This window comes from Streptomyces sp. NPDC086554, assembly GCF_040686095.1.
GTDB lineage: Bacteria > Actinomycetota > Actinomycetes > Streptomycetales > Streptomycetaceae > Streptomyces.
Genome location: NZ_JBFBJK010000032.1, coordinates 68,763 through 93,115, shown reverse-complemented (window position 1 = coordinate 93,115; position 24,353 = coordinate 68,763). Strand labels below are relative to the sequence as shown.

At 70.5% G+C, this 24,353-nt stretch carries 21 protein-coding genes and 1 pseudogene; 16 read left to right on the top strand and 6 right to left on the bottom strand.

Features of this window, described 5'->3' with window-relative positions; all coding sequences use genetic code 11:
• The first annotated feature begins 244 nt into the window (after positions 1-244).
• The 8 genes from AB0O76_RS37665 to AB0O76_RS37630 all read left to right on the top strand — a co-directional run bounded on the left by AB0O76_RS37665 (position 245) and on the right by AB0O76_RS37630 (position 12,609).
• Positions 245-3,442: an alpha-L-rhamnosidase gene (locus AB0O76_RS37665; protein ID WP_365501127.1), complete on the top strand. Its 3,198-nt coding sequence runs from the start codon at positions 245-247 to the stop codon at positions 3,440-3,442.
• 31 nt (positions 3,443-3,473) lie between these two features.
• Positions 3,474-4,643, top strand: a complete 1,170-nt coding sequence (rhaI, locus tag AB0O76_RS37660) for an L-rhamnose isomerase (RefSeq protein WP_365501125.1) — start codon at positions 3,474-3,476, stop codon at positions 4,641-4,643.
• A 5-nt stretch (positions 4,644-4,648) separates the two neighbouring features.
• Positions 4,649-6,688 (top strand): bifunctional aldolase/short-chain dehydrogenase, encoded by a 2,040-nt coding sequence (locus AB0O76_RS37655; RefSeq protein ID WP_365501159.1) that lies wholly within the window; start codon positions 4,649-4,651, stop codon positions 6,686-6,688.
• A gap of 277 nt (positions 6,689-6,965) precedes the next feature.
• Positions 6,966-8,408 (top strand): rhamnulokinase family protein, encoded by a 1,443-nt coding sequence (locus tag AB0O76_RS37650; protein WP_365501123.1) that lies wholly within the window; start codon positions 6,966-6,968, stop codon positions 8,406-8,408.
• Between the two features lie 56 nt (positions 8,409-8,464).
• Positions 8,465-9,235 carry a (Fe-S)-binding protein gene (locus tag AB0O76_RS37645; protein WP_365501121.1) on the top strand — a complete coding sequence of 257 codons (771 nt, stop codon included), beginning with the start codon at positions 8,465-8,467 and terminating at the stop codon, positions 9,233-9,235.
• Positions 9,232-10,725, top strand: coding sequence for a LutB/LldF family L-lactate oxidation iron-sulfur protein (locus AB0O76_RS37640; RefSeq protein WP_365501119.1), 1,494 nt, complete (start codon positions 9,232-9,234; stop codon positions 10,723-10,725). The genes AB0O76_RS37645 and AB0O76_RS37640 overlap by 4 nt, the downstream gene beginning before the upstream one ends.
• Positions 10,722-11,423, top strand: a complete 702-nt coding sequence (locus AB0O76_RS37635) for an LUD domain-containing protein (protein ID WP_365501117.1) — start codon at positions 10,722-10,724, stop codon at positions 11,421-11,423. Before AB0O76_RS37640 ends, AB0O76_RS37635 begins: the two co-directional genes overlap by 4 nt.
• A gap of 22 nt (positions 11,424-11,445) precedes the next feature.
• Positions 11,446-12,609 carry a betaine/proline/choline family ABC transporter ATP-binding protein gene (locus AB0O76_RS37630; RefSeq protein ID WP_365501115.1) on the top strand — a complete coding sequence of 388 codons (1,164 nt, stop codon included), beginning with the start codon at positions 11,446-11,448 and terminating at the stop codon, positions 12,607-12,609.
• A 173-nt stretch (positions 12,610-12,782) separates the two neighbouring features.
• Here AB0O76_RS37630 and AB0O76_RS37625 read toward each other — a convergent pair whose 3' ends face one another.
• The 4 genes from AB0O76_RS37625 to AB0O76_RS37610 all read right to left on the bottom strand — a co-directional run bounded on the left by AB0O76_RS37625 (position 12,783) and on the right by AB0O76_RS37610 (position 16,136).
• Positions 12,783-13,730, bottom strand: coding sequence for an ABC transporter substrate-binding protein (locus AB0O76_RS37625; RefSeq protein WP_365501113.1), 948 nt, complete (start codon positions 13,728-13,730; stop codon positions 12,783-12,785).
• On the bottom strand, positions 13,727-14,413 hold the full coding sequence (locus AB0O76_RS37620; RefSeq protein ID WP_365501111.1) for an ABC transporter permease: 687 nt from the start codon (positions 14,411-14,413) through the stop codon (positions 13,727-13,729). The genes AB0O76_RS37625 and AB0O76_RS37620 overlap by 4 nt, the downstream gene beginning before the upstream one ends.
• Positions 14,410-15,099, bottom strand: coding sequence for an ABC transporter permease (locus AB0O76_RS37615; RefSeq protein WP_365501109.1), 690 nt, complete (start codon positions 15,097-15,099; stop codon positions 14,410-14,412). The genes AB0O76_RS37620 and AB0O76_RS37615 overlap by 4 nt, the downstream gene beginning before the upstream one ends.
• Positions 15,100-15,233: 134 nt before the next feature.
• Positions 15,234-16,136 (bottom strand): lytic polysaccharide monooxygenase, encoded by a 903-nt coding sequence (locus AB0O76_RS37610; RefSeq protein WP_365501107.1) that lies wholly within the window; start codon positions 16,134-16,136, stop codon positions 15,234-15,236.
• Positions 16,137-16,479: 343 nt separating this feature from the next.
• On the opposite strand from AB0O76_RS37610, the gene AB0O76_RS37605 reads away from it, so the two are divergent.
• From AB0O76_RS37605 to AB0O76_RS37595, 3 genes are all read left to right on the top strand, one after another.
• Positions 16,480-16,926: an NUDIX domain-containing protein gene (locus AB0O76_RS37605; protein ID WP_365501105.1), complete on the top strand. Its 447-nt coding sequence runs from the start codon at positions 16,480-16,482 to the stop codon at positions 16,924-16,926.
• Entirely contained in the window at positions 16,923-18,815 is a 1,893-nt protein-coding gene (locus tag AB0O76_RS37600) for an ABC transporter ATP-binding protein (protein ID WP_365501103.1), read from the top strand. The genes AB0O76_RS37605 and AB0O76_RS37600 overlap by 4 nt, the downstream gene beginning before the upstream one ends.
• A 108-nt stretch (positions 18,816-18,923) precedes the next feature.
• The gene (locus AB0O76_RS37595; RefSeq protein ID WP_266872860.1) at positions 18,924-19,370 is read left to right on the top strand and encodes an SPW repeat protein; all 447 of its coding nucleotides are present in this window, start codon (positions 18,924-18,926) and stop codon (positions 19,368-19,370) included.
• Between the two features lie 69 nt (positions 19,371-19,439).
• On the opposite strand, the pseudogene AB0O76_RS37590 reads toward AB0O76_RS37595, so the two are convergent.
• Positions 19,440-19,811: pseudogene (locus AB0O76_RS37590) on the bottom strand (family 1 glycosylhydrolase); the annotation flags it as partial.
• Positions 19,812-19,925: 114 nt separating this feature from the next.
• On the opposite strand from AB0O76_RS37590, the gene AB0O76_RS37585 reads away from it, so the two are divergent.
• The 3 genes from AB0O76_RS37585 to AB0O76_RS37575 all read left to right on the top strand — a co-directional run bounded on the left by AB0O76_RS37585 (position 19,926) and on the right by AB0O76_RS37575 (position 22,159).
• Positions 19,926-21,218: an ROK family transcriptional regulator gene (locus AB0O76_RS37585; RefSeq protein ID WP_365501100.1), complete on the top strand. Its 1,293-nt coding sequence runs from the start codon at positions 19,926-19,928 to the stop codon at positions 21,216-21,218.
• A gap of 132 nt (positions 21,219-21,350) precedes the next feature.
• Positions 21,351-21,473 (top strand): hypothetical protein, encoded by a 123-nt coding sequence (locus tag AB0O76_RS37580; RefSeq protein WP_365501098.1) that lies wholly within the window; start codon positions 21,351-21,353, stop codon positions 21,471-21,473.
• Positions 21,470-22,159, top strand: coding sequence for a YoaK family protein (locus tag AB0O76_RS37575; RefSeq protein ID WP_365501096.1), 690 nt, complete (start codon positions 21,470-21,472; stop codon positions 22,157-22,159). Before AB0O76_RS37580 ends, AB0O76_RS37575 begins: the two co-directional genes overlap by 4 nt.
• Positions 22,160-22,169: 10 nt before the next feature.
• On the opposite strand, the gene AB0O76_RS37570 is transcribed toward AB0O76_RS37575, so the two are convergent.
• Complete coding sequence (locus AB0O76_RS37570) at positions 22,170-22,643, bottom strand: SRPBCC domain-containing protein (RefSeq protein ID WP_365501094.1); 474 nt, start codon at positions 22,641-22,643, stop codon at positions 22,170-22,172.
• 453 nt (positions 22,644-23,096) lie between these two features.
• Between AB0O76_RS37570 and AB0O76_RS37565 the strand changes: the two genes are divergently transcribed.
• Positions 23,097-24,029: an endopeptidase gene (locus tag AB0O76_RS37565; protein ID WP_365501092.1), complete on the top strand. Its 933-nt coding sequence runs from the start codon at positions 23,097-23,099 to the stop codon at positions 24,027-24,029.
• Positions 24,030-24,039: 10 nt separating this feature from the next.
• Positions 24,040-24,342, top strand: coding sequence for a carboxypeptidase-like regulatory domain-containing protein (locus AB0O76_RS37560; protein WP_365501090.1), 303 nt, complete (start codon positions 24,040-24,042; stop codon positions 24,340-24,342).
• Positions 24,343-24,353 lie beyond the last annotated feature (11 nt).

Genomic DNA, 24,353 nt, shown 5'->3' with positions numbered 1-24,353 from the left:
CGGGCACGTCAAGCAGTCGACGCCGGGAGTCACACGCCGGACACCCGGCGTGAAAGGTTTCAATCAATTTCCAGGGAAGCTAAACCCGCACCAACTACGGCGTCAATGGGCGCGACTTGAAATTCCTTATGCCGCTCGACCTGGCGCGGGCAAACCCCTCAAGACCCCTTGACAGGGAACATCGCCCTCCCTAACTTCACCTTCCGTGAAACGATTCATCATCGAGTCGTTACGGAGTCGAGTTGTGATCAGCAGAAGACGACTGCTCAGCACCACCGCCACGGCCGCCCTGGGAACGGCGGTGACCGCCGGAGCCGTTCCGACGGCCCACGCCGCCCCCACCGCAGGGGGCCGGTCCCTACGCGTGACCCGACCGACCGTCGAGTACGTGAGACACCCGCTCGGCCTCGATGTGCCGCGCCCCAGGCTGAGTTGGCCGCTGGCGTCCGAGGAGGAGGGCCAGGCACAGAGCGCCTACCAGGTGCGGGTGGCCACCTCCCCCGGCCGCCTCGCCGACCCCGACGTCTGGGACAGCGGCAAGGTGGCATCGGGCGATTCGGTCCTGGTCCCCTACGCGGGCCCCGAGCTCAAGGCCCGTACGCGCTACCACTGGTCGGTGCGGGTCTGGGACACCGCGGGCAAGGCCTCCGACTGGAGCGAGCCCTCCTGGTGGGAGACCGGGCTCTCCGCGGCGTCGGACTGGTCGGCCCGGTGGATCGGGGCGCCCGCCTCGCTCATCGGGGCGCCCGCCCTGGACGGAGCGTCGTGGATCTGGTTCCCCGAGGGTGATCCCGCGAGCAGCGCGCCGGCGGCCACCCGTTGGTTCCGCGGCAAGGCCGACGTCCCCGAAGGGGTCACCCGCGCGCGGCTGGTCATGACTGCCGACGACGGCTGCACGGCGTACATCAACGGCACGCGCGTGGCGCACGCCGAGGCGGACAGTGCCGCCGACAACTGGCGCCGCCCCGCACTCGTCGACGTGACCGCCCACCTGAAGACCGGCGCCACGGCCATCGCCGTCTCCGCCACCAATGCCACGACCGGGCCCGCCGGTCTGCTCGGCGCGCTCGAGCTGACGGCCGCCGACGGCGTGCGCGTCCTGGCCACCGACGGCACCTGGAAGACCACCGACAAGGAGCCCGCTGGGGACTGGCAGTCCGCCGGATACGACGACGCCTCCTGGCCTGCGGCGAAGGTCCTCGCCGCGTGGGGCTCGGGCCCTTGGGGGAAGGTCGCCCCCAGCCACTCCCCCGCCGCCCAGCTGCGCCACGAGTTCCGTCTCCGCTCGGGCAGGACCGTCGCGCGGGCCCGGCTCTACTCCACGGCCCTCGGCCTCTACGACGCCTGGCTGAACGGCGAGCGCGTCGGCGACGACCGCCTGGCGCCCGGATGGACCGACTACAACACGCGGGTCCAGTACCAGACGCACGACGTGACCCAGCAGCTCAAGTCCGGTGCCAACGCGCTCGGCGTGGCGGTCGCCGCGGGCTGGTACGCGGGGAATGTCGGCATGTTCGGTCCGCATCAGTACGGCGAACGACCGGCATTTCTGGCCCAGTTGGAGGTCACGTACACCGACGGATCGACCGAACGCGTCGTGTCGGGGACCGACTGGCGCGCCGCGACGGGCCCGGTGACCGCCGCCGACCTTCTGTCGGGCGAGGACTACGACGCCCGCCTGGAGACAGCGGGCTGGACGCGTGCGGGCTTCGACGACTCGGACTGGGTCGCGACCGACGCCGTCGAGAAGGTCGACGCCGCTGTCGTGGCCCAGATCGACGGGCACACGCGCGTGGAGAGCGAAATCTCCGTACGGAAGGTGACCGAACCGAAGCCCGGTGTCTTCGTCTTCGACCTCGGCCAGAACATGGTCGGCGCGGTCCGCCTCAGCGTCTCCGGGAAAGCAGGTACGAAGGTCCAGCTGCGTCACGCGGAGGTCCTCAACCCCGACGGCACGATCTACACCACCAATCTGCGGAGCGCTCGCGCCACGGACACCTACACGCTCAAGGGCGGCGGCAAGGAGACCTACGAGCCGCGCTTCACCTTCCATGGCTTCCGCTACGTAGAAGTGACCGGCTTCCCGGGGACACCGCCGCGCGACGCGATCGTGGGCCGCGTGATCCACACGTCGGCGCCCTTCACGATGGACTTCAAGACGAACGTCCCCATGCTCAACCAGCTGCACAGCAACATCACATGGGGCCAGCGGGGCAACTTCCTCTCCATCCCCACCGACACGCCCGCGCGCGACGAGCGGCTCGGCTGGACCGGCGACATCAACGTCTTCGCGCCGACCGCCGCCTACACGATGGAGTCGGCGCGTTTCCTCACCAAGTGGCTCGACGACCTGCGCGACGGGCAGGCCGACGACGGAGCGTTCACCGACGTGGCGCCGAACATCGGCTCGCTCGGCAAGGGCGTGGCCGGCTGGGGCGACGCCGGAGTGACCGTCCCGTGGGCGCTGTACCAGGCCTACGGCGACAAGCGCGTCCTGGAGCAGTCCTGGTCCTCAATGCTGAAGTGGCTCGACTACCTGGAGAAGCACAGCACCGGCTGTCTGCGCCCCGCCGAGGGCTACGGCGACTGGCTCAACATCCAGGACGAGACTCCCAAGGACGTCATCGGCACGGCCTACTTCGCGCACAGCGCCGACCTGGTCGCGCGGGTGGCCGGGACCCTGGGCAAGGATCCCGCGCCGTACAAGAAGCTGTTCCGCAGCGTCCGGGACGCCTTCCGCGCGGCCTATGTGTCCGCAGGCGGCCGGGTGAAGGGCGACATGCAGACGGCGTACGTCCTGGCTCTCTCCATGGATCTGCTGCCCGAAGCCGACCGCGCACCGGCGGCCGCCCGCCTGGTGGAACTCATCAAGTCCAAGGAGTGGCACCTGTCGACGGGCTTCCTCGGCACTCCGCGCCTGCTGCCCGTGCTCACCGCGACGGGCCACACGGACGTCGCCTACCGGCTGCTTGTCCAGCGCTCCTTCCCGAGCTGGGGCTACCAGATCGACAAGGGCGCCACCACGATGTGGGAGCGCTGGGACTCCATCAAGCCGGACGACAGCTTCCAGGACGCGGGCATGAACTCCTTCAACCACTATGCCTACGGCTCGGTGGGCGAGTGGATGTACGCGAACATCGCGGGCATCGCACCGGCCGATCCGGGATTCCGCAAGGTCCTCGTCCGTCCGCGTCCGGGCGGCGGCGTGACCGAGGCCGAGGGCCGCTTCGACGCGCTCCACGGCCCGGTGACCACCCGCTGGAAGACGGACTCCGAGGGATTCCGGCTCACTCTCACCCTCCCCGCGAACACCACGGCGGAGGTGTGGGTGCCCGCCGACAAGGCGGCCCAAGTGACCCACGGCTCGGCGGAGTTCCTGCGGATGGAGGACGGCTGCGCCGTCTTCACCGTGGCCTCCGGCACACACCGATTCTCCAACTGACCCACCTCGACCGATTTCGGAAGGCTGCGCGATGACCGCCGGAACCAGCAAGGACGCCGTGAAAGCGGCACTCACCACCCAGTCCCTGGAGACCCCGTCCTGGGCGTACGGCAACTCCGGCACGCGCTTCAAGGTCTTCGCGCAGCCAGGGGTCCCCCGCACGACCCGGGAGAAGATCGACGACGCCGCCCGGGTTCACGCCCACACGGGCGTGGCCCCCAGGGTGGCCCTGCACATTCCCTGGGACCGGGTGGACGACTACACCGCCCTCGCGGCATACGCGGCCGAGCGGGGCCTGACCCTCGGCGCGATCAACTCCAACGTCTTCCAGGACGACGACTACCGCCTTGGTTCGGTCACCAATCCGGACCCGACGGTGCGTCGCAAGGCCGTCGGCCACCTCCTCGAGTGCGTGGACATCATGGACGCGACGGGTTCACGCGACCTGAAGCTGTGGTTCTCCGACGGCACCAACTACCCGGGCCAGGACGACATCCGCACCCGCCAGGACCGCCTGTCCGAGGCTCTGCACACCGTGTACGAAAGACTCGGCGACGACCAGCGCATGCTCGTCGAGTACAAGTTCTTCGAGCCGGCCTTCTACGCGACGGACATCCCCGACTGGGGCACGGCGTACGCCCACTGCCTCAAGCTCGGCCCGAAGGCTCAGGTCGTCGTCGACACCGGCCACCACGCCCCGGGCACCAACATCGAGTTCATCGTCGCGACGCTGCTGCGCGAGGGCCGCCTCGGCGGCTTCGACTTCAACTCGCGCTTCTACGCGGACGACGACCTGATGGCGGGCGCCGCGGACCCCTTCCAGCTCTTCCGGATCATGTACGAGGTGGCCCGCGGCGGAGGTCTCGCCGGGGACATCGCGTTCATGCTCGACCAGTGCCACAACATCGAGGCCAAGATCCCGGCGATCATCCGCTCCGTGATGAATGTGCAGGAGGCCACGGCCAAGGCCCTGCTCGTGGACGCCGACGCGCTGGCCGAGGCCCAGCTGACCGGCGACGTGCTCGCGGCCAACGCGGCGCTGATGGACGCGTACAACACCGACGTCCGACCCCTACTGGCAGAAGTCAGGGAGGACTCGGGGCTCGACCCGGATCCCATCGAGGCATATCACCGGTCAGGCTGGCAGGAGCAGATCGTCAAGGACCGGGTCGGCGGCGAGCAGGCCGGATGGGGGGCATGAGCGACATGACACAGCACGCACAGATCAAGGAACTCCTGGACCGCGCGCACCGCTTGGGCGCCGACCCGCGCAACACGAATTACGCGGGCGGCAACGCGTCGGCGAAGGGCACGGCCCTCGACCCGGTTTCGGGCTCGGAGACCGAACTGATGTGGGTCAAGGGCTCGGGCGGCGACCTCGGCACCCTCACCGAGGAGGGCCTCGCGGTCCTGCGCCTTGACCGGCTGCACGCGCTCAAGGATGGGTACGAGGGGGTGGACCGCGAGGACGAGATGGTCACGGCCTTCGACTACTGCCTGCACGGCAAGGGCGGCGCGGCACCGTCCATCGACACGGCGATGCACGCTCTGGTGGACGCGGCGCACGTGGACCACCTGCACCCCGATTCGGGCATCGCCCTGGCCTGCTCGGCGGACGGCGAGAAGCTGACCGCCGAATGCTTCGGCGACACGGTGGCCTGGGTCCCCTGGCGCCGCCCCGGCTTCCAACTGGGCTTGGACATCGCCAAGGTAAAGACCGCGAACCCCCATTCGATCGGCTGCATCCTGGGCGGCCACGGCATCACGGCCTGGGGCGACACGGCCGAGGAGTGCGAGCGCAATTCGCTGCGCATCATCCGCAGCGCCGAGGAGTTCCTCACCGAGCGCGGCAAGACCGACCCGTTCGGCCCCGCACGCGCCGAGTTCGCTCCGCTGCCCACCCCCGAGCGCCACCGCCGCGCGGCCGAACTGGCCCCGTACATCCGCGCACTGGCCTCCCGGGATCAGCCGCAGGTCGGCCACTTCACGGATGCGGACGTGGTCCTCGACTTCCTGTCGAGCGCCGAACACCCCCGCCTCGCGGCCCTCGGCACCTCCTGCCCCGACCACTTCCTGCGCACGAAGATCAGGCCCCTGCTGCTCGACGTCCCGCCGGCCACCCCACTGGACGAGACGATCACCCGTCTACAGGAGCTGCACGCCACCTACCGCGAGGAGTACGCGACCTATTACGCACAGCACGCCGCCCCGGACTCCCCCGCCATGCGCGGGGCGGACCCGGCGATCGTCCTCGTCCCCGGTGTCGGCATGTTCAGCTTCGGCAAGGACAGGCAGACGGCCCGCGTGGCGTCCGAGTTCTACATCAACGCGATCAACGTGATGCGGGGCGCCGAGGCGGTGTCGACGTACGCCCCCATCCCCGAGTCGGAGAAGTTCCGCATCGAGTACTGGCCCTTGGAGGAGGCCAAGCTCCAACGACTGCCGAAGCCCAAGCCGCTGGCCACCCGTGTGGCCCTGGTGACCGGCGCGGGCAGCGGCATCGGCAAGGCGATCGCGAACCGCCTCGTGGCGGAGGGTGCCTGCGTCGTGGTGGCCGACCTGGACGCGGCCAACGCGACGCGGGTGGCGGCCGAGTTGGGCGGCCCCGACAAGGCGGTCGCCGTCACGGCCGACGTGACATCCGAAGCGCAGATCGCGGCAGCGTTCCAGGCCGCTGTGCTCGCGTTCGGCGGCGTCGACCTGGTGGTCAACAACGCGGGCATCTCCATCTCCAAGCCACTCCTGGAGACCACCACCCACGACTGGGACCTGCAGCACGACATCATGGCCCGTGGTTCGTTCCTGGTCTCCCGCGAGGCGGCCCGCATCATGAGAAACCAGCAGTTGGGCGGCGACATCATCTACATCGCCTCCAAGAACGCGGTGTTCGCGGGCCCCAACAACATCGCGTACTCCGCGACAAAGGCGGACCAGGCCCACCAAGTACGCCTGCTGGCAGCCGAGTTGGGCCCCGACGGTATCCGGGTGAACGGCATCAACCCGGACGGTGTGGTCCGCGGCTCAGGAATCTTCGCGGGCGGCTGGGGCGCGAAGCGCGCAGCGGTCTACGGGGTGCCGGAGGAAAACCTGGGTGAGTTCTACGCCCAACGCACCCTCCTCAAGCGGGAGGTGCTCCCGGAGCACGTGGCCAACGCGGTCTACGCCCTCACGGCGGGCGATCTCTCCCACACAACGGGCCTCCACATACCCGTGGACGCGGGGATCCCGGCAGCGTTCCTCCGCTAACCCCGCAGCCCGGCCGCACCGAACAGACCTTTCCCACCCACCCGCCCGATTGCCCCGCAGCCCCACCTCCACGAGCAAGCCTCTCCCACCCGATTGCCCGGCAGCGGGGTGGGTGGAGGCGGGGTGGCCGCCGGCGTCGAGGCGGGAGGCACCCGAACTACAGCCCCTGCGAGCCCTCATGCCCAGCCTCAGCCTCAACCCCAGCTCCGGCCAGCGCCCACGCCCCCGCCCTCACCACTTCGCCGCTGTAGACCTCGGCGCCTCCACCGGCCGCGTCATGACAGCCCGGGTGACCCCGAACGAACTCACCCTCAAAGAAGCCCACCGCTTCCCCAACCGCCCCGTCCGCACAGCCGACACCCTCCACTGGGACATCCTCGCCCTCTACGCCGGCATCATCGACGGCCTCCGCACGGCAGGCCCCGTCACCTCCATCGGCATAGACGGCTGGGCGGTCGACTACGGACTTCTGGACGCGGACGGCGCGCTCCTGGGCAACCCGGTGCACTACCGGGACACCCGCACCGAGTCCGCCCCGGAAACGGTGTGGGCGACCGTGCCCGCCCCCGAGCTCTACGCGGCGACCGGCATCCAGCACGCCCCCTTCAACACCCTCTACCAACTGACCGCCGCCCGAGGCACCGCCCAACTCGCCGCCGCCGAACGCCTCCTCCTCATCCCGGACCTCCTCACGTACTGGCTGACCGGCGAACAAGGCACGGAGCTGACCAACGCGTCCACCACCCAACTCCTGGACCCGCACACCAAGACCTGGTCGTACGACGTCGCAACACGCCTCGACATCAACCTCGACCTGTTCGCGCCCCTGCGGCACCCCGGCCACCCGGCAGGCCACCTGCTGCCGCACGTTCTCGAAGAGACCGGCCTCCCCACCACCACGCCCACCCCGGTCACGACGGTCGCCTCGCACGACACCGCGTCGGCGGTGGCCGCGGTCCCCGCCACCACCACCGACAACTTCGCCTACATCTGCACGGGCACGTGGTCCCTGGCCGGCCTGGAACTGGACGCCCCCGTCCGGACGGAAGCCGGCCGCGCGGCCAACTTCACCAACGAGCTGGGCATAGACGGCACGGTCCGCTACCTCCGCAACATCATGGGCCTGTGGCTGCTCCAGGAGTGCCGGCGCGCCTGGAAGAGCGACCTCGAACCGCTGCTGCGCCAAGCCGCCGAAATCCCCGCCCTCCAGTACCTGGTGGACGCCTCCGACCCAGCTTTCCTGCCGCCGGGCAACATGCCGCACCGCATCGCACAGGCCTGCGCCGCCGCAGGCAGGCCCGCGCCCACCACACCCGCCGAGACAACCCGCTGCATACTCGACTCCCTGGCGCTGGCCCACCGCCAGGCCATCGACGACGCCCAGCGCCTCACGGGCAGATCCGTGGACGTCGTACACATAGTCGGCGGCGGCGCCCGCAACGCGCTGCTCTGCCAACTGACGGCGGACGCCTGCGGGCTGCCGGTGGTGGCGGGACCGGCGGAGGCCGCCGCGTTCGGCAACGTACTCGTGCAGGCGAGGGCGCACGGTCTGACGGCGGACCGGCACGAGATGCGGGCCCTGCTTGCCCGCACCCAGCCGCTGGCCCGCTATGAGCCGACGAGCGACCGCCGGACCCGGTCGGCCTGGGCCGAAGCATCTCGACGCATCACGTCTCAACGCATCACGTCTCAACGCATCGCCGCACACCGACTCCCGTAACGCCGACTCAGCGCATACCCTGCATCCATCCGATGATCGACGAGGAGGAACCCGCGATGCGTGTCGCTCTGTTCCTGACGTGTGTCAACGACACGCTGTATCCGGACACGGGCCGCGCGGTGGTGAAACTGCTGACCAGGCTCGGCGTCGAGGTCGATTTCCCGATGGCGCAGACCTGCTGCGGACAGGCGCACTACAACACCGGCTATCGGCACCAGGCGGAGCCACTCGCCCGTCATTTCTCCGATGTTTTCGGGGAGGGCGGGGAGGGCGGGTACGACGCGATCGTGACGCCGTCCGGTTCGTGCGGGGCGATGGTCCGCGAGTTGTACCCGCGTATGGGAGAGCGGGCCCGGGCCGAGGGCCGTGGGGAGAGCCTGGCGACGGCACTGGCGCCCGTGGTCCCCAAGACGTACGAGCTGACCGAGTTCCTGGTGGACGTGCTCGGCGTGACGGACGTCGGGGCGTACTACCCGCACACGGTGACGTACCACCCGACCTGTCACGGGCTGCGCTCCCTCGGCCTCGGGGAGCGGCCCGCCCGACTGCTCAGGTCGGTCAAGGGACTTGAGCTGCGCGAGCTGCCGGGCGCCGAGGAATGCTGTGGGTTCGGCGGCACGTTCGCGATGAAGAACTCCGATGTCTCGGCGGCCATGGGCACGGACAAGGTCCGCAACGCCGAGTCGACGGGTGCCGATGTGCTGTGCGCGGCCGACAACTCCTGTCTGATGCACATCGGCGGGACGATGACCCGCCTCAGGAGCGGCGTACGTCCGGTCCACATCGCGGAGATCCTGGCGAGCACGGAAGAGGAGCCTCTGGCATGAGCGGCACATTCGTAGGCATGCCCGCCTTCCCCGAGGCCGCCCGCGAGGCCGTCGGGAACAAAACCCTGCGCGCCAATCTGCGGCACGCCACGCACACCATCCGCGACAAGCGCGCCAAGGCCGTCGCGGAGCTCGACGACTGGGCACAGCTGCGCGAGGCCGGCAAGCGCATCAAGGACGAGACGCTCCGCCATCTCGACCGGTATCTCGTCCAGTTGGAGGAGTCGGTCACGGCCGCGGGCGGCACCGTGCACTGGGCGGCGGACGCGGACGAGGCCAACCGGATCGTCGCGGACCTCGTCAAGGCAACCGGTGAGACCGAGGTCGTGAAGGTCAAGTCGATGGCCACGCAGGAGATCGGCCTCAACGAAGCCCTGGAGGCCGAGGGGATCAGCGCCTACGAGACCGATCTCGCCGAGCTCATCGTGCAGCTCGGCAAGGACCGCCCCTCGCACATCCTCGTACCCGCCATCCATCGCAATCGCGGCGAGATCCGCGACATCTTCGTCCGCGAGATGAGCGAGTGGGGCCGCCCCGCGCCGGACGGTCTGACCGATACGCCCGCCGAGCTCGCCGAGGCGGCGCGGCTCCATCTGCGCGAGAAGTTCCTGCGGGCCAAGGTCGGCATCTCCGGGGCGAACTTCATGGTGGCCGAGACGGGCACGCTGGTCGTCGTCGAGTCGGAGGGCAACGGCCGGATGTGTCTCACCCTCCCCGAGACGCTGATCTCGGTCGTCGGCATCGAGAAGGTCGTGCCGACGTGGCGGGACCTGGAGGTCTTCCTCCAGACGCTGCCGCGCTCCTCCACGGCCGAGCGCATGAACCCGTACACCTCGATGTGGACCGGGCCGACGGATGCGGAGGCGGCCGACGGGCCGCGCGACTTCCATCTCGTGCTGCTCGACAACGGCCGCACCGACACCCTTGCCGACGAGGTGGGGCGGCAGGCGCTGCGCTGCATCCGCTGTTCGGCCTGCCTCAATGTCTGCCCCGTCTACGAACGGGCCGGTGGCCATGCGTACGGCTCGGTCTACCCGGGCCCCATCGGTGCGATCCTCAGCCCTCAACTCCGCGGCACCCAGAGCGAGATCGACGCCTCGCTCCCCTACGCGTCGTCGCTCTGCGGCGCCTGCTACGAGGTGTGTCCGGTCGCCATCGACATCCCCGAGGTCCTGGTCCATCTGCGGGAGCGGGTGGTCCAGGGCGGCGAAGTGACCAGGAACGGCACGAAGGTGACGCTGCGGCCGGCGCGGGGACATGCTGCGGAGCGGGCGGCGATGCGCGCGGCGGGTTGGGCGTTCGGCCGCCCGGGGGTGCTGCGCGCAGGCCAGCGGCTCGCCTCGCGCACCCGGCGTCTCCATCCGCGCACGCTCCCGGGCCCCGGCCGGGCGTGGAGTGCGACGCGGGACATGCCGAAGGTACCGGCGGAGCCGTTCCGCGACTGGTGGCAGCGGACGGACGGCGGCCGGTCGAAGAGGAGCGGCAAGTGAGCAGCAGGGACCTGATCCTGGGCCGGGTGCGACGAGCCCTGACCGACGTACGGGACGACGCACGGGGCGGCGTACGGGACGACGCACGGGGCGATGCGCTGGCCGACGGCGTGACGTACTCCCACGACAGTGCCATCGAGCGCGGCTATCTGCGGGAGCACGGTGATCGGACGACGGATCAGACCGTCGAGCTGCTCGCCGAGAACCTCGCGGACTACCGGGCGATCGTGCACCGCGCAGAGGCCGGGCGGCTGCCGGAACTGTTGAGGCGGCTGCTCGCCGAGCGGGGCTCGCGCAGCGTGCTCGTGCCGCCCGCGCTGCCGCCCGGCTGGCTGCCCGCGGAAGGACCGGACCGCGTCGAGGACCTGGCCACGCACACCGCCAGGGAGCTGGACGAGGTCGACAGTGTCGTCACCGGCTGCGCGGTCGCCGTGGCCGAGACCGGCACGATCGTCCTGGACGGCGGCCCGGACCAGGGCCGCCGTCGCATCACGCTCGTCCCCGATCACCACATCTGTGTCGTACGGGTCCCGGATCAGGTCGTCGCCTCCGTCCCCCTGGCACTCGAACGGCTCGACCCGGCCCGGCCGCTGACGTGGATCTCGGGACCGTCCGCGACCAGCGACATCGAACTGGACCGGGTGGAGGGCGTGCACGGCCCGCGCAGGCTTGAGGTGGTGCTGGTGAGCGGAGTGTGAGGGCCGCGGTTAGCGTGAGTGCATGATCCGGTTCGAGCAGGTGACCAAGCGCTACCCGGACGGCACGACGGCCGTGGACGACCTCTCCTTCGAGGTCGCCCAGGGTGAACTGGTCACGCTCGTCGGCCCGTCCGGGTGCGGCAAGACGACCACGATGATGATGGTGAACCGGCTCATCGAGCCGACAGCGGGCCGCATCTTCGTCAACGACGAGAACATCGCCGATGTCGACCCGGTCCGGCTTCGCCGCCGCATCGGATATGTCATCCAGCAGGTGGGGCTCTTCCCGCACCGGACCGTCCTCGACAACACGGCGACCGTGCCCGCGCTGGTCGGCTGGAAGAAGGGGAAGGCCCGGGCGCGTGCGGCGGAGCTGCTCGACCTGGTGGGGCTCGACCCGAAGACGTACGGCTCCCGCTATCCCGAGCAGTTGTCGGGCGGTCAGCGTCAGCGGGTGGGGGTGGCACGGGCGCTGGCGGCCGATCCGCCGGTCCTCCTGATGGACGAGCCGTTCGGGGCGGTCGACCCGGTGGTGCGGGAGCAGCTGCAGGACGAGTTCCTGCGGATGCAGGAGGCCGTCCGCAAGACGGTTCTGCTGGTCACGCACGACATCGAGGAAGCGGTCAGGCTCGGGGACCGGATCGCCGTCTACGGCCAGGGACGCATCGAGCAGTTCGATACGCCGGGAGCGGTGCTCGGCACTCCCGCCACGCCGTACGTCGCCGAGTTCGTGGGCGCCGACCGGGGCCTGAAGCGGCTGTCGGTCACCGAGATCCAGGCCGACGACCTGGAGCAACCGTCGGTGACCCGCCTCGACGAGCCCGCCGAGCAGGCCGCGGCCCGGCTCCGCGAGCAGGACGAGCGCTGGGCCGTCGTCCTCGACGCGGACGGCGATCTGCACGGCTGGGTCGGCGTCGACGAGGTGGCCCTGGCCGGGGAGGGCGGCAAGGTCGGCGATCTGGCCCACCGGATGAAGGCGTGGGTCCCCGTCGGCGCGCCGCTGAAGCAGGCCTTCGGCGTGATGCTGCAGCACGACGCGGGCTGGGTGGCGGTCCTCGACGGGGCCCGTTTCCTCGGCGTACTGACCCCGGCAAAGCTGCACGAGGCGCTGCGCCGCTCGGTGGACGCGGATGCGCAGGGCGTGCCGCGGGATCAGGTGGACTTCGACTCCGTAGCCGACGCGTAGGCCTCCCGGCCAGGGTAGCGGTGTCGTGGCGGGCCCGAGGCCTACGCGCCTGCGGCGAGCCGGGGCCTGTCAGCGCACAACCCCGCTCGGGCAAAGGCAGTTCGGCACCGCCGAATTCCGCCGTCCGGCTTGATCGCCGTTGCGACGGAGAGGGGGTGCCCGCCCCGGCGGCGTCACAGCAAGCCCTTCCCCTCCAAATAGGCCCGTGCCACGTCCTGCGGCAGTCTGCGCCAGCTGTCGACCTGTTCGTTCAGGGATGCCAGGTCCGCCGTCGTCAGGGCGGCGTTCAGGTGGCCGAGTGCGTTGGCGACGCCCTCGCTGCCCGCGCGGGAGCGGTTGACGACCGGGACGATGTAGTCGGCGTTCTGGAGTTTCTTGTCGTCCTTCAGCAGGACCAGGCCGAAGTCGTCGAGGGTGGCGTCCGTCGATGTCGTCAGGACCATCTGGTCCTGGCCGCTCTGCACGGCCTTCTTGGCCTGCGTCGTGCCCACTCCTTTGGGGTCGACGGCGGTGATGTCGATGCCGTAGACCTTCTTCAATCCCGGTTCGCAGTACGGGCGTTGCACGCATTCGTCGCCCGCGGCGAGGCGTACCGGCAGGCCGGAGCCGCCGAGGTCGCTGAGTGTCTTGAGCCGGTGCTGCCGGGCGTAGGACGCGGTGACCGCGAAGGCGTTCTGGTCGACCGCCTTGCCCGGGGCGAGAACGGTGAGGCCGCGCGGTGTGGCGAGGTCGCGCAGGGCCCGCATGGTGGTGTCGAGGTCGGGCGAGCCGACGGGCTTCGCGTCGGCGCCGTTCTTCTTGGCGTTCAGCCAGTCCGCGAACGTCGCCGCGTACTCGGGGACGACATCGATCTGCCCCGATTCCAGGGCCGGTTCATAGAGTTCGCGGTTGGCCACGGAGAGGATCTCCGCACCGTATCCGGCCTTGTTCAGGAGCAGCGAGTACATCTGGGCCAGCAGATCGCTCTCCGTGAATCCCGCGGAGCCGACGACCAGGTGGCGGCTGTCGCCGGGCGGCGCGGTGACCTCGCCCTGGGTCTCCAGGGACGGCCCGGACGCGCAGCCGGTCAGGATAACGAGCGCGACGGCGGCCGGCAAGGTCGGTCCGGTGCGCCGCCTCATCCGGCGCGCCCCTTCCCCCGCGCCCGCGCCCGCGCCGGTGCAAGACGCTCACCGGCCTCGAAGAGTGCCTCGACGAGCAGAGCGAACGCGGCGACCAGGACGGCACCCGCGACGACCTGGGGAGTGCTCGCGAGGTTGAAGCCCGCCGTGATGATGCGGCCGAGTCCCCCGCCGCCGGCGAGCGCCGCGATGGTCGCGGTGGCGACGAGCTGTACGGCGGCGATCCGCACCCCGCTGAGCACCAGCGGCATCGCGAGCGGCAGTTCGACGCGCCACAGCATCTGCCGCCCCGTCATCCCCATGCCGCGCGCGGCCTGCACGATGCTGCGGTCGACACCGCGCATGCCCACGTACGCGTTGGTGAGCAGCGGCGGCACGGCGAACAGTACGAGTGCGACGACGGTGGGGCCTTCGCCCCAGCGTCCGATGGGAGTCAGGAGCAGGAGGACGAGGACCGCGAAGGTAGGCACCGCTCGGCCTACGTTGGAGATGTTCACGGCGAGCGCCCCGCCCTTGCCGAGGTGGCCGAGGACGAGCGCGACGGGCAGCGCGATCAGACAGCTGATCAGCAGGCACACCACGGTGAGGACGAGGTGCTGGGTGAGGCGGTGCCAGATGCCGTCGTCGCCCGACCAGTGCGCCGCGTCGGTGAGCCACTGCCAGGCCTCGCCGATGGTGTTCATGAGCGGGCCGCCCTCGACGCCCTCGTCCAGGGGGTGAGGATCCGTTGCACGCCGAGCAGCAGCAGATCGGCGGCGACGGCGATGACGACGCACAGCACGGATGCGGTGAGCACCTGCGCCTTGAAGTACGTGTTCATGCCGGCGTAGATGAGGTTGCCGAGCCCCCCGAAGCCGACGATCGCGCCGACCGTGACGAGGGAGACGGCGGAGACGGTGGCGATCCGCAGGCCCGCCATCGCGGCGGGCAGCGCGAGCGGCAGTTCGACGGTGAGCAGCAGCCGGATCGGCCCGTAGCCCATGCCGCGGGCGGCCTGGCGGGTGTCCTCGGGGACGCCGCGAAGACCGGCGAGGATGTTGCGGACGAGCAGCGTCAGTGAGTACAGGACGAGCCCGGCGACGACCAGGGAAGCGGACAGGCCGTACATGGGGAGCAGCAGCGAGAACATCGCGAGCGAGGGGATCGTGTAGAGGATCGTGGTGAGCGCGAGCACCGGGCCCGCCACGAGCGCCCAGCGGCGGGCGATGACGGCGAGCGGCACGGCCACGACGAGCGCGATGAGGACGGAGAGTGCCGTCAGCTCCAGATGCTGGACGACCGCGTCGAGGATGATCTGGCGGCGGGTGCTCAGATACTCACCGCAGATCCACTCGTTGCGCGCGAGGCAGTCGTCCGGGGGCGCGGTCACCTGTCCATTTCAGCGGGCGGCGACGGGGGACGGCGCGTTCTGGTCACCCGTACGGGCGGCGGGGCGGTTCCCGCACGAGGGAAATCCTGGGGTCCGGTGCGATCGGGAGGCGGCGCCCCGGACCCCAGTGGCCGTCAGATCCTGCGGCGACGGAAGAAGACGAAGCAGGCGGCGGTGATGCCCACCGCGGTCAGGCCCGCGAGGGTCGGCGCGATGCCGCTGTCGCCGTCCGTTGCGGCGGCGGTGTTCTCGGCGTTCAGCGCGACGGCGTCGTCCTTGGCGGGGTTCTGCTCGCCCGGGGTGTCGCCGCCGTGGCCGTGGTGGCTCACCGTGGACTGGGACGCCCCCGCGTCGAGCTGCTTCTCGGTGGGCGACTTCGGGGTCCCCGCGGTCTGCGCGCCCTGGCCGAAGACCACGTCGGAGCAGCTGTAGAACGCCTCGGGGCTGTCGTTGCGCTGCCAGACCTTGTAGAGCAGGTGACGGCCCGACTTGTTCGGCAGGGTGCCGGAGAACTCGTAGTAGCCGGTCGTCGACGTCCTGGCCGTGGCGGTCGTCGCCACCGGGGCGGCTTCCAGGTCGGACCACTTCAGCGGTTTCGTCGGGTCATAGCTGTCTTTGGTGATGTACACGGTCATGGTGCCGGGATGGGCGGCGGTGACACGGAACTTGAAGTCGAAGGCGCCTGCGGACACCTGCGTGGCGGGCCAGTCGGTGCGGGGCCAGTCGAGCGCCTTGTACTTCTCGCGGTTCGCCGAGCACAGCTTGCCGTCCGGGATGAGCTGCTGGTGCTGGCCGTTGGCGTTGGCGATGTTCACCTCGTTCCAGTCGTAGAGCGGCTGGGTGCCGCTCGCCGCGATGAGGTCCTTGCACACCTGGGACTTGGGGGTCTCGGGGCCTTCGGCGTAGCAGGCCGCGACACGGCTGACCGGGTTGAACACCGCGCCGTGCGCACTGGCCTGGCCCGGCGTGACCGAGACGAGCAGCGCGGACGCCGCGCCGAGCGCGCCCAAGGAGGCGGCCTTGCGTCGAGCGGACATGGTGGGACTCCATTCTGCTGCGGGGTGCGCCGGGGGCCGAGGGGCGTGTGAGAGGAGGGTGGCATTGGCCTAGACCAAGCGGCAAGAGGTCTGCACCAATAATCTGCGCACCCCCCTGGCGACACCTCTACCGGCACCCGGCATCGGCAATCCCCGGATCGAGTGGTTCGATCCGCCAGAGTGAATCGAACGCAAGATCACGGCCCGATGGCCCGGCATCCCGGCCCTCTGCGCCCGGCTTCGAACTTCAGCCCGAGACATCGCTCCCACGTCACCGTTACGCACCACCGCTCGACCCCGTTTCCCGAGCGTCTGTCCGTACCGATGCCGCCAGGGAGCCCCATTGGAACTGCATGCCAACATCGTCGGTGTTCACCTTGTGTTCGAGCGGGCGGGCAGGGTCTTGCTCGGGCTGCGCTCCCCCGAATCCGCCTACGCCCCCGCCACCTGGCACCTTCCGGCCGGTCATCTCGAACGGGAATCGGCCACGGCGTGTGCCGTGCGTGAGGCGGGCGAGGAGCTCGGCGTCGCCATCCACGAGCAGGACCTCCGGCTCGTCCACATCGTCCACCACCGGGACGGCGGCGACGGCAGGGCCCGGATGCAGCTCCTCTTCCACGTCCTCGACTACTCCGGCACCCCGGCCATCCGCGAACCCGATCGCTGCACCGCCCTGGAGTGGTGGCCCTACGCGGCCCTCCCCTCCCCGCTCGTCGACTACACCGCCGTCGCGCTGACGGGCATCGCCGCGGGCCGTACGTACACGGAGATGGGGTGGGCGGCCGCATGACAAGCCAGAACACCGGCCCCGCTGCCACCACGTCCCCGCTGCCCCCTCCCCCACCCGCGGAGATCAGGTTCGAGGGAAACCCCGGCAAGAACCCCCTCGGCGAGGCCTCCTTCCGGGACATGTGCTCGCGCCTGCCATCCGTCCTCGCGCACACGACCCGCATGGCGTGGGATGCCGACCGCCGTGCCGTGCTGCTGCTCCTCGTCTGCCAGCTGCTCATCGGCGCCGGCGCGGCCGTGCAACTGGCCTTCACCGCCACGGCCATGCAGCCCCTCCTGGGCGGTGGCCCCGCCGCCGACCGGCTGCGCTCGGCGCTGCCCGCCCTGCTCGTCATCGCCCTCGCGGCCGCCGTCACGCGCGTCGCCACCGCGCTCTCCTCGTACGCGGACGGCCGGATCACCCCGCGGCTTACCACCGGCGCCGACAGCGCCCTCGTCGAGGCGGTGTGCCGCGCCGAGGCCGCCGCGTACGCGGAACCGGGGTTCGCCGACCGGCAGGAGGCTGCCGAGATGGGCGTGACCCGCAGCCAGATGATGGTGCGGGACGCGACGCGCTTCACGGCCGCCCTGGTCCGCATGGTCACCGCGAGCGGCGTGCTCTCCGTGCTGCATCCGCTGATGTTCCCGCTGCTCGTCCTCGCCGTCGTGCCCGCCGGGGCCGGGGCCGTCCTCTCGGCGCGCGTCACCTACGAGACGCACTACGCCAACGTCGGCGACCGCAACGTACGCCAGATGATGCGGTGGTGGTCGACCACCCCGAAGTTCAGCGACGAGGTGCGCGCCAACGGCATGACCGGGTTCCTGATCCACTGGTACCGCGCCCTGTCCGCCCGGATCGACCGGCGCACCCTGGCGGCCGCGCCCCGGATGCTGCGCATCGTGCTCGCCAGTTCCGCCCTGGGCGGGATCTTCCTCGTCGGCACCTGGGCGACGCTGGCCTGGCTCACCGTCACGGGACGTGTGGACCTCGCCGTCGCGGCGACGGCGGTCGTCGCCGTCCAGACGTCCCTCTCCGCGCTCTCCGAGCTGGTGATCCACGGCGCGGCGATGTTCCACACCGGTCTGTACCTCGCCGACATGCGCTCGTTCCTCGGCTTCGCCCATCAACTCGCCCCCGAGCGCGGCCGGTCGACGGCTCCGGAGCAGGTGGTGGAGATCCGTGTCGACGAGGCGGTCTACCACTACCCCGGCAAGGAGAACCCGGCCGTCGACCATGTCTCGCTCACCCTGCGCCGTGGCGAGATCGTGGCCGTCGTCGGGGAGAACGGCTCGGGCAAATCCACCCTCACGCGCCTGATCACCGGCATCTTCCTCGCCGACAAGGGCCGGGTGACCTGGGACGGAGTCGATCTCGCGACGGCGGACCCGGACACCGTGTGGTCCCGCACCGGTCTGGTCGCGCAGAACTTTGCCCAATGGCCGCTGCGCGCCCGGGAGAACGTGACGCTCGGCCAGCCCCGCACCCTCGACGACGGTCCTGTCTGGGACGCCGTCGACACCGTCGGCATGCGCGCCGCGATCGAGCAACTGCCGCACGGCCTCGACACCCTGCTGGCCCGTGAGCTCTGGGGCGGCTGCGAGCTCTCCGGGGGACAGTGGCAGCGGCTTGCCTGCTCACGCGCCCTCTACCGGCGGCCGCCCGTGCTGATCCTGGACGAGCCGACGTCCCAGATGGACGTCCGCGGCGAGCGGGCCGTGCTCGACGCGCTCAGGGCGACCGCCCCGGACCAGATCACCATCGTCGTCACCCACCAGCTGGAGAACACCAGGGTGGCGGACCGGATCGTGGTGATGCGGCACGGCCGGATCACGGAGCAGGGCCACTACGACGACCTGGCCCACGGAGGGGGCCTCTTCGCGGAGCTGCTCGCCCTTTCGAAGGACCGCTGAGGGCCAGCACTACACATAAAGAAAAAATAAGCGCAGAATGGATATGCGCGACGACTATGCCGCGATAGCTGTTCAGGCCTGCTCGAATCATCAGAGGAGACGAGTCTCATGGCCGACGTCTCACACAGGGGCGACATCACCCATCACCCCGATGTATCCGAGATGCGGGATCGGTACGCCCGCGTGCTCGGCGGTCACGATGTGGCACTCGTGGACGGGCCTGTGTTCCTCACGGGCCTCTTCTGTGCCATATCCCCGTGGACGATCCACTTCGCCGCCAACCAGCCCACACTCGCGACGCACAACCTGATCATGGGCATCGCGATAGCCGTGCTGGCGGTCGGGTTCACCGTCACCCCGGCCAGGATGTACAGCCTGAGCTGGGCCATGTGCGCCATGGGCGTATGGATGATCGTCTCTCCGTGGGTGGTGGGCGACAGCCCTGACACGGGCGTCATCCTCACCAACGTCATCATCGGCGGTCTCACCTTCGTCCTTGGCCTCGCCTGCACCGGCGCGGCGGCGAAGGAGGGCCGGCAGCCAAGCACACCTTGACGGAGGTCGAGGACTGAACGAAGGCGGTGGCTCCCGGTCGATCACGGCCGGGAGCCGCCGCTCGCCGTCTCAGGCCGCGCGGTGCGCGCGCCCCTGATGGTCGCGGACGATGGCCGCGTAGCGGTGGCCGCCGCCCTTGCGGGCAGCACTCGCGCACGCGGCGAGGTGCCGGACCGGATAGTCGGCGCGCTCCGGGTCGTCGACCGTGCCGTCGGGCCGTACGACGTCGGGGTACGCCGAGCCGTTCTCGGTGACGTACAGCTTGCGCGCCCCGTACGCGTGGGGCGCGGGTCCGGTGGGATCGTCGACCACGGCGGCCGGGAAGTAGTAGTTCAGGCCCAGCCAGTCGAGCGGCCCCGCCATGGTCGCCAAGTCCCCTGCCTTCTCCGGGAGTTCGACCCCGTACACCTCGCGCATGTCGGCGGGAAAGCCGAGGCCGTGCCGACGGCGGTCTCGAACTGTGACTCGTCGGCCACCTGGGGCAGCGGCGCGGTGCTCTTGGCCAAGGTGTCGCGCAGGACCAAGTGCGAGGCGGAGCAGGCCGGAAGGAACCACATGGCAGGGCAGCACAACGGGCGTACCGTGCACGACCTGCGGCGGGAGAACCGCGCCGCCGTGCTGCGGCGGCTGTACTTCGACGGGCCGATGAGCCGCTTCACGCTCGGGCCCGCCACCGGGCTAAGTTCAGGTTCCATCAGCAATGTGGTGGCCGAGCTGGTGGCGGAGGGCCTCGTGGAGGGGGCGGGCAGCGTGGAGTCCGACGGCGGCCGGCCCCGCACCCTGCTGCGCGTGGCACCGGACCGCGGCCGACTGATCGGCGTGGACGTCGGCGAGACCCGGGTCCGCGTCGAGCTCTTCGACCTGTCACTGTCCGAACTCGCCTGCGCCGAGCGCCCGTTGACCCTCAAGGGCCACGACGTGGAAGGCATCGCGGGACACATCAGGGACGGGATCACCGAGGTCCTCGGCGCGGCGGGCGGCGCGCACGACGCCCTCATCGGCGTCGGGATCGGCGTACCGGGAATCGTCGCCCGCGACCCCGAACTCGGCGCGGTGGTGCACGGCCAGACCATCGGCTGGGACGCGGTGCCGCTGGAGTCGCTGCTCCGCGAGACGGGCCAACTCCCCGACTCCGTCCCGTATTTCATCGACAAAGGCGCCAAGACGCTCGGCCAGGCGGAGATGTGGTTCGGCGCCGGGCGCGGCACCCGCAACGCGGTGGTGGTCCTCTTCGGCTCCGGTGTGGGCGCATGCGTGGTGACCGAGGACGCGAAGCAGGGCCGCGCCGTCGAGTGGGGACACCTCACGGTGCGCGTCCGCGGCAGACGGTGCCGGTGCGGGGCGCTGGGCTGCCTCGAGGCGTACGCGGGGGCGGAGGCGCTGCTCGAACGGTGGCAGGAGGCGGGCGGACGGCTGCCCCGGGGCTCCGACGAGGAGGGCGCGCTCACCGCCATGCTCGGCGCCGCCTACCCGGACGGCGACCGCGCGGCCGACCCGACGGCCCTGGCGGTCCTGGAGGAAACCGCCGAGTACTTGGGAGCGGGTCTCTCCGACCTCATCAACCTCTTCCAGCCCGAGCGCATCCTGGTCGGCGGCTGGGCCGGACTCCAGCTCGGCCAGCGCTTCCTCACGGCGGTCGAGCGCCACATCCCCACCTACGCCCTCGCCTACCCCGCGGACCGGGTCACCATCGGCCTCGGCCGCCTCGGCCCCGACGCGGTGACCATCGGGGCGGCGACGCTCCCGCTCGCCGATTTCTTCGCCCGGGGCGGCCGCCGCGCGGCGTCGGCGCCCGAGTCCGCGGCACCGGCATGGCAGACGGCGCTGGAGGGGCGAACGCCCAAGTGACAGGTCTTGCACCGCCCTTGGGACCGGCCCATTCGGGTCGTTCTCGGCGTGACCAGGCGCGCGGACGCCACCGCCGTCCGGCGTTTCGGGTAACGGTGGCCTGGCCCCGATCACTTCGACAGGAGAACCGCAGTGCGACCTCACGGTGCCCCGGACGACACGAGCTACACCGCCGAGTCGAGCGGCTGCCTCGTCAAGGGAACAGCCGACAGCGACACCCTGAACGCGACGTACACCGTGTCCGTCGACGCATGACCTCGTTGCTCGATCGCGCCGCCGCCCGGCTCTTCCCCGAGGACAGCGAGCATCACGGGGTGCTGCCCCCGCTGCTCGTCGTGCTGACCTTCGTCACCGGTCTGGTGGACGCCGTCAGTTATCTGGGTCTCGACCATGTCTTCGTCGCCAACATGACGGGGAACGTGGTCTTCCTGGGGTTCGCGCTGGCGGGCTACGCCCAGTTGTCCGCCGGCGCGTCGCTCCTCGCTGGTGGCGCGTTCATGGCGGGCGCGTGGGCGGGAGGACGGCTCGCGCCGCGAGTCGCGGACCGGGGGCGGTTGTTCGCGGTGCTCGTCGCGGCGCACGCCGTGCTGGTGGCCGCGGCCCTCGTGGTCGGCCTCGCCGTCGATGTCGATCACGTACTGATCGCGCTCCTGGCCCTCGGGATGGGGCTGCAGAACGCGGTCGTCCACCGCATCGCCGTGCCCGACCTGACCACCACGGTCCTCACCCGCACCCTGACCGGCCTCGCCTCCGACCGGCCCGGCCCGGCGACCCTGCGCAGATCCCTCTCCGTCGCCGCGATGTTCACCGGCGCCCTGACAGGCGGTCTGCTGCAACTCGACCACGGCACACCGGCGGCGCTCGCGCCCGCCCTCGCCCTGCTCGCCGTCGTCGCACTGGCGGCGGCGCTCTCCCGGCGTACCAGGAAGGTGCCGTCGTGAGCGGTGCGGGCTAGGAATTCTCCTCGACGAGCCGGGCGAGGTTGGCGAGGGCCATGCGGGTGCCCGTCTCGTTGTCGGCCGCCGGGATCACGTCGGGGATCCCCTCGTGCTCGATCAGCACATCGGTGCCGCCGTCCGCGCCGTCGGTGAGTGTCGTCGTCATCGTCATGGTGCCGCGCAGCGCGGGATCCTCGGCCTCGAACGCGAGGACCTCGACCACCCGCTCGTCCGGGACGAGTTCGGCGAAGTGGCCGTGGTACGTGTCGGTGTGCTCGGTCTGCGGGGCCGACTTCCCGGCGCCGTCCGGCGCGTCGTAGGTCAGCGACACGCGGAACTCGCCTCCTTCGCGGGCGTCGAACGCGTGCACGTGGCCGGTCATGCCGGTCGGCACCCGCCATCGGGCGATGGCGTCCGCGTCGACGAGCGCCCGGTAGACGGCCGGGCGGGATGCGTTCACATGCCGGGAGATCCGCGTCGCGTACATGCGCGTCAACGTAGCAAGGTCGGCGTGATTCGGGCATCGCGCCCGATTCTGTCCCGCAGCGCGCGGGGCGTGAGTGCCGGGGTGAGGGGCGAGGGGGCGGCGGAGGCCGGGCAGGCGCCAGTTGTTCTCAGGACCCGGCCGGGCTGCTGTGGGTGCGGTGGCCCCGGGGGCGCGGCCCCGCCCGCTCGCGGTGGGGTGCGGGAGCGAGCCGATGTCCTGTGTGCCGTACGAGATGTGAGAGGCCGTCAGACGGCGGTCTCGGCCCGCCGTTCACCGGTCCGGCGGCCTCAACGCCCGGTCGGCGCAAAAGGCTCATTGCGGCACTTGTCAGGCAGCAGTAGAAGGGGCATTGACCCAAAACGTTGCGGCCGCGGCGTCCTGAAAGGCATCACAGCGCAGCTCGAACAGCGCAGCCCGAACATCGCAGCTCTGAGAGAAGCCGGGTGATCCAGAATGGCGCAAGATCCACACACCGCAGTGACGAACGAGCCGGAAGACAGTGCGGTAACGCTGGCCGCTGAGCAGGAAGCGGTCCTGCAGCCGCCGTCCGAGGGGACGCAGGGCGAGACGCAACACCCGACGGGTGAGGGGCTCGAGCACATCGAGGGCTACCGCAGGCCGGAACACTTCGCGCCGGAGGCCTGGACGGCCCCGACCGCCACGCTGCCCGACATTGGGGAGGCGTCGTTCGGCCCACCGCCGCTGGCCCCGGAGACGGTGCACGGCCCCGATGACCGCGTACAGATCAACAACACCAGCGTCTACCCGTGGCGCGTCCACTGCTACCTGCTGATCACCGCCCGTGACAACGCGCTCTACCAGGGCACCGGCTGGCTGCTCGGACCGCACACCCTGGCCACGGCCGGGCACGTGGTCTACATCAAGGGCAGCGGCGTGGCGGGCCGCGACGGCTGGGTGAAGAGCATCCAGGTCATGCCGGGCCGCAACGGCGCCTCACTGCCGTACGGCAGCATCACCTGCACGAGCTTCCGGTCGGTGCTTGGCTGGACGCAGAACGGCGACGAGAACTTCGACTACGGCGCCATCATCACGCCCTCCAACATCGGCTCCACCACCGGCTGGTTCGGCTTCGGCGTATGGTCGGACTCGGATCTGCTCAAGACCACCGGCAACATCGCAGGCTATCCGGGCGACAAGCCGTCCGGGACCATGTGGTACGCGGCACGCGGGATCGACTCGGTCGCACCGCGCAAGGTGTACTACGACATCGACACCGCGGGCGGCCAGAGCGGCAGCTCCGTCTACCGCATCGACAGCAACGGCCGCTACGGCTTCGCGATACACGCCTACGGCGGCTCCCGCGTGAACTCGGGCACCCGGTTCACCACCCCCGTCTTCAACAACTACGTGGCATGGAAGGCATGAGCGAAGGCCTATGAACGGCAGCGGTTCGGCAGTACAGATCACCGGCGTCGTCCGCGACGCTTCGGGCGCGCCGGTGGCGGGTGCTCACGTCCTGTTCACGGACGGGCCCCGGCCGCTGCCGGACATCGCCGCCGTGTCGGACACCGAGGGACGCTTCTTCCTCACCGCGCCCACCGCGGGCGCGTACACGCTCACCTGCCGGGCGGACCCTCTCATGGGCCCGTCCGGCACCGCCGATGCCACCGTCCGGGTCGGCGCGACCACCGGGGGCGCCGTCACCGAGCCGGTACGGGTCGATCTGACGATCGGCTAGAGGCCTCGGCC

Bases quoted from the DNA above. Each gene is read 5' to 3' on its own strand.
- AB0O76_RS37630 (WP_365501115.1), top strand. From the start codon at position 11,446: ATGATCCGGTTCGAGCAGGTGACCAAGCGCTACCCGGACGGCACGACG.
- rhaI (WP_365501125.1), top strand. From the start codon at position 3,474: ATGACCGCCGGAACCAGCAAGGACGCCGTGAAAGCGGCACTCACCACC.
- AB0O76_RS37625 (WP_365501113.1), bottom strand. From the start codon at position 13,730: ATGAGGCGGCGCACCGGACCGACCTTGCCGGCCGCCGTCGCGCTCGTT.
- AB0O76_RS37575 (WP_365501096.1), top strand. From the start codon at position 21,470: ATGACCTCGTTGCTCGATCGCGCCGCCGCCCGGCTCTTCCCCGAGGAC.
- AB0O76_RS37585 (WP_365501100.1), top strand. From the start codon at position 19,926: ATGGCAGGGCAGCACAACGGGCGTACCGTGCACGACCTGCGGCGGGAG.
- AB0O76_RS37640 (WP_365501119.1), top strand. From the start codon at position 9,232: ATGAGCGGCACATTCGTAGGCATGCCCGCCTTCCCCGAGGCCGCCCGC.
- AB0O76_RS37600 (WP_365501103.1), top strand. From the start codon at position 16,923: ATGACAAGCCAGAACACCGGCCCCGCTGCCACCACGTCCCCGCTGCCC.
- AB0O76_RS37565 (WP_365501092.1), top strand. From the start codon at position 23,097: ATGGCGCAAGATCCACACACCGCAGTGACGAACGAGCCGGAAGACAGT.
- AB0O76_RS37560 (WP_365501090.1), top strand. From the start codon at position 24,040: ATGAACGGCAGCGGTTCGGCAGTACAGATCACCGGCGTCGTCCGCGAC.
- AB0O76_RS37620 (WP_365501111.1), bottom strand. From the start codon at position 14,413: ATGAACACCATCGGCGAGGCCTGGCAGTGGCTCACCGACGCGGCGCAC.
- AB0O76_RS37570 (WP_365501094.1), bottom strand. From the start codon at position 22,643: ATGTACGCGACGCGGATCTCCCGGCATGTGAACGCATCCCGCCCGGCC.
- AB0O76_RS37655 (WP_365501159.1), top strand. From the start codon at position 4,649: ATGACACAGCACGCACAGATCAAGGAACTCCTGGACCGCGCGCACCGC.
- AB0O76_RS37650 (WP_365501123.1), top strand. From the start codon at position 6,966: ATGACAGCCCGGGTGACCCCGAACGAACTCACCCTCAAAGAAGCCCAC.
- AB0O76_RS37595 (WP_266872860.1), top strand. From the start codon at position 18,924: ATGGCCGACGTCTCACACAGGGGCGACATCACCCATCACCCCGATGTA.
- AB0O76_RS37610 (WP_365501107.1), bottom strand. From the start codon at position 16,136: ATGTCCGCTCGACGCAAGGCCGCCTCCTTGGGCGCGCTCGGCGCGGCG.
- AB0O76_RS37645 (WP_365501121.1), top strand. From the start codon at position 8,465: ATGCGTGTCGCTCTGTTCCTGACGTGTGTCAACGACACGCTGTATCCG.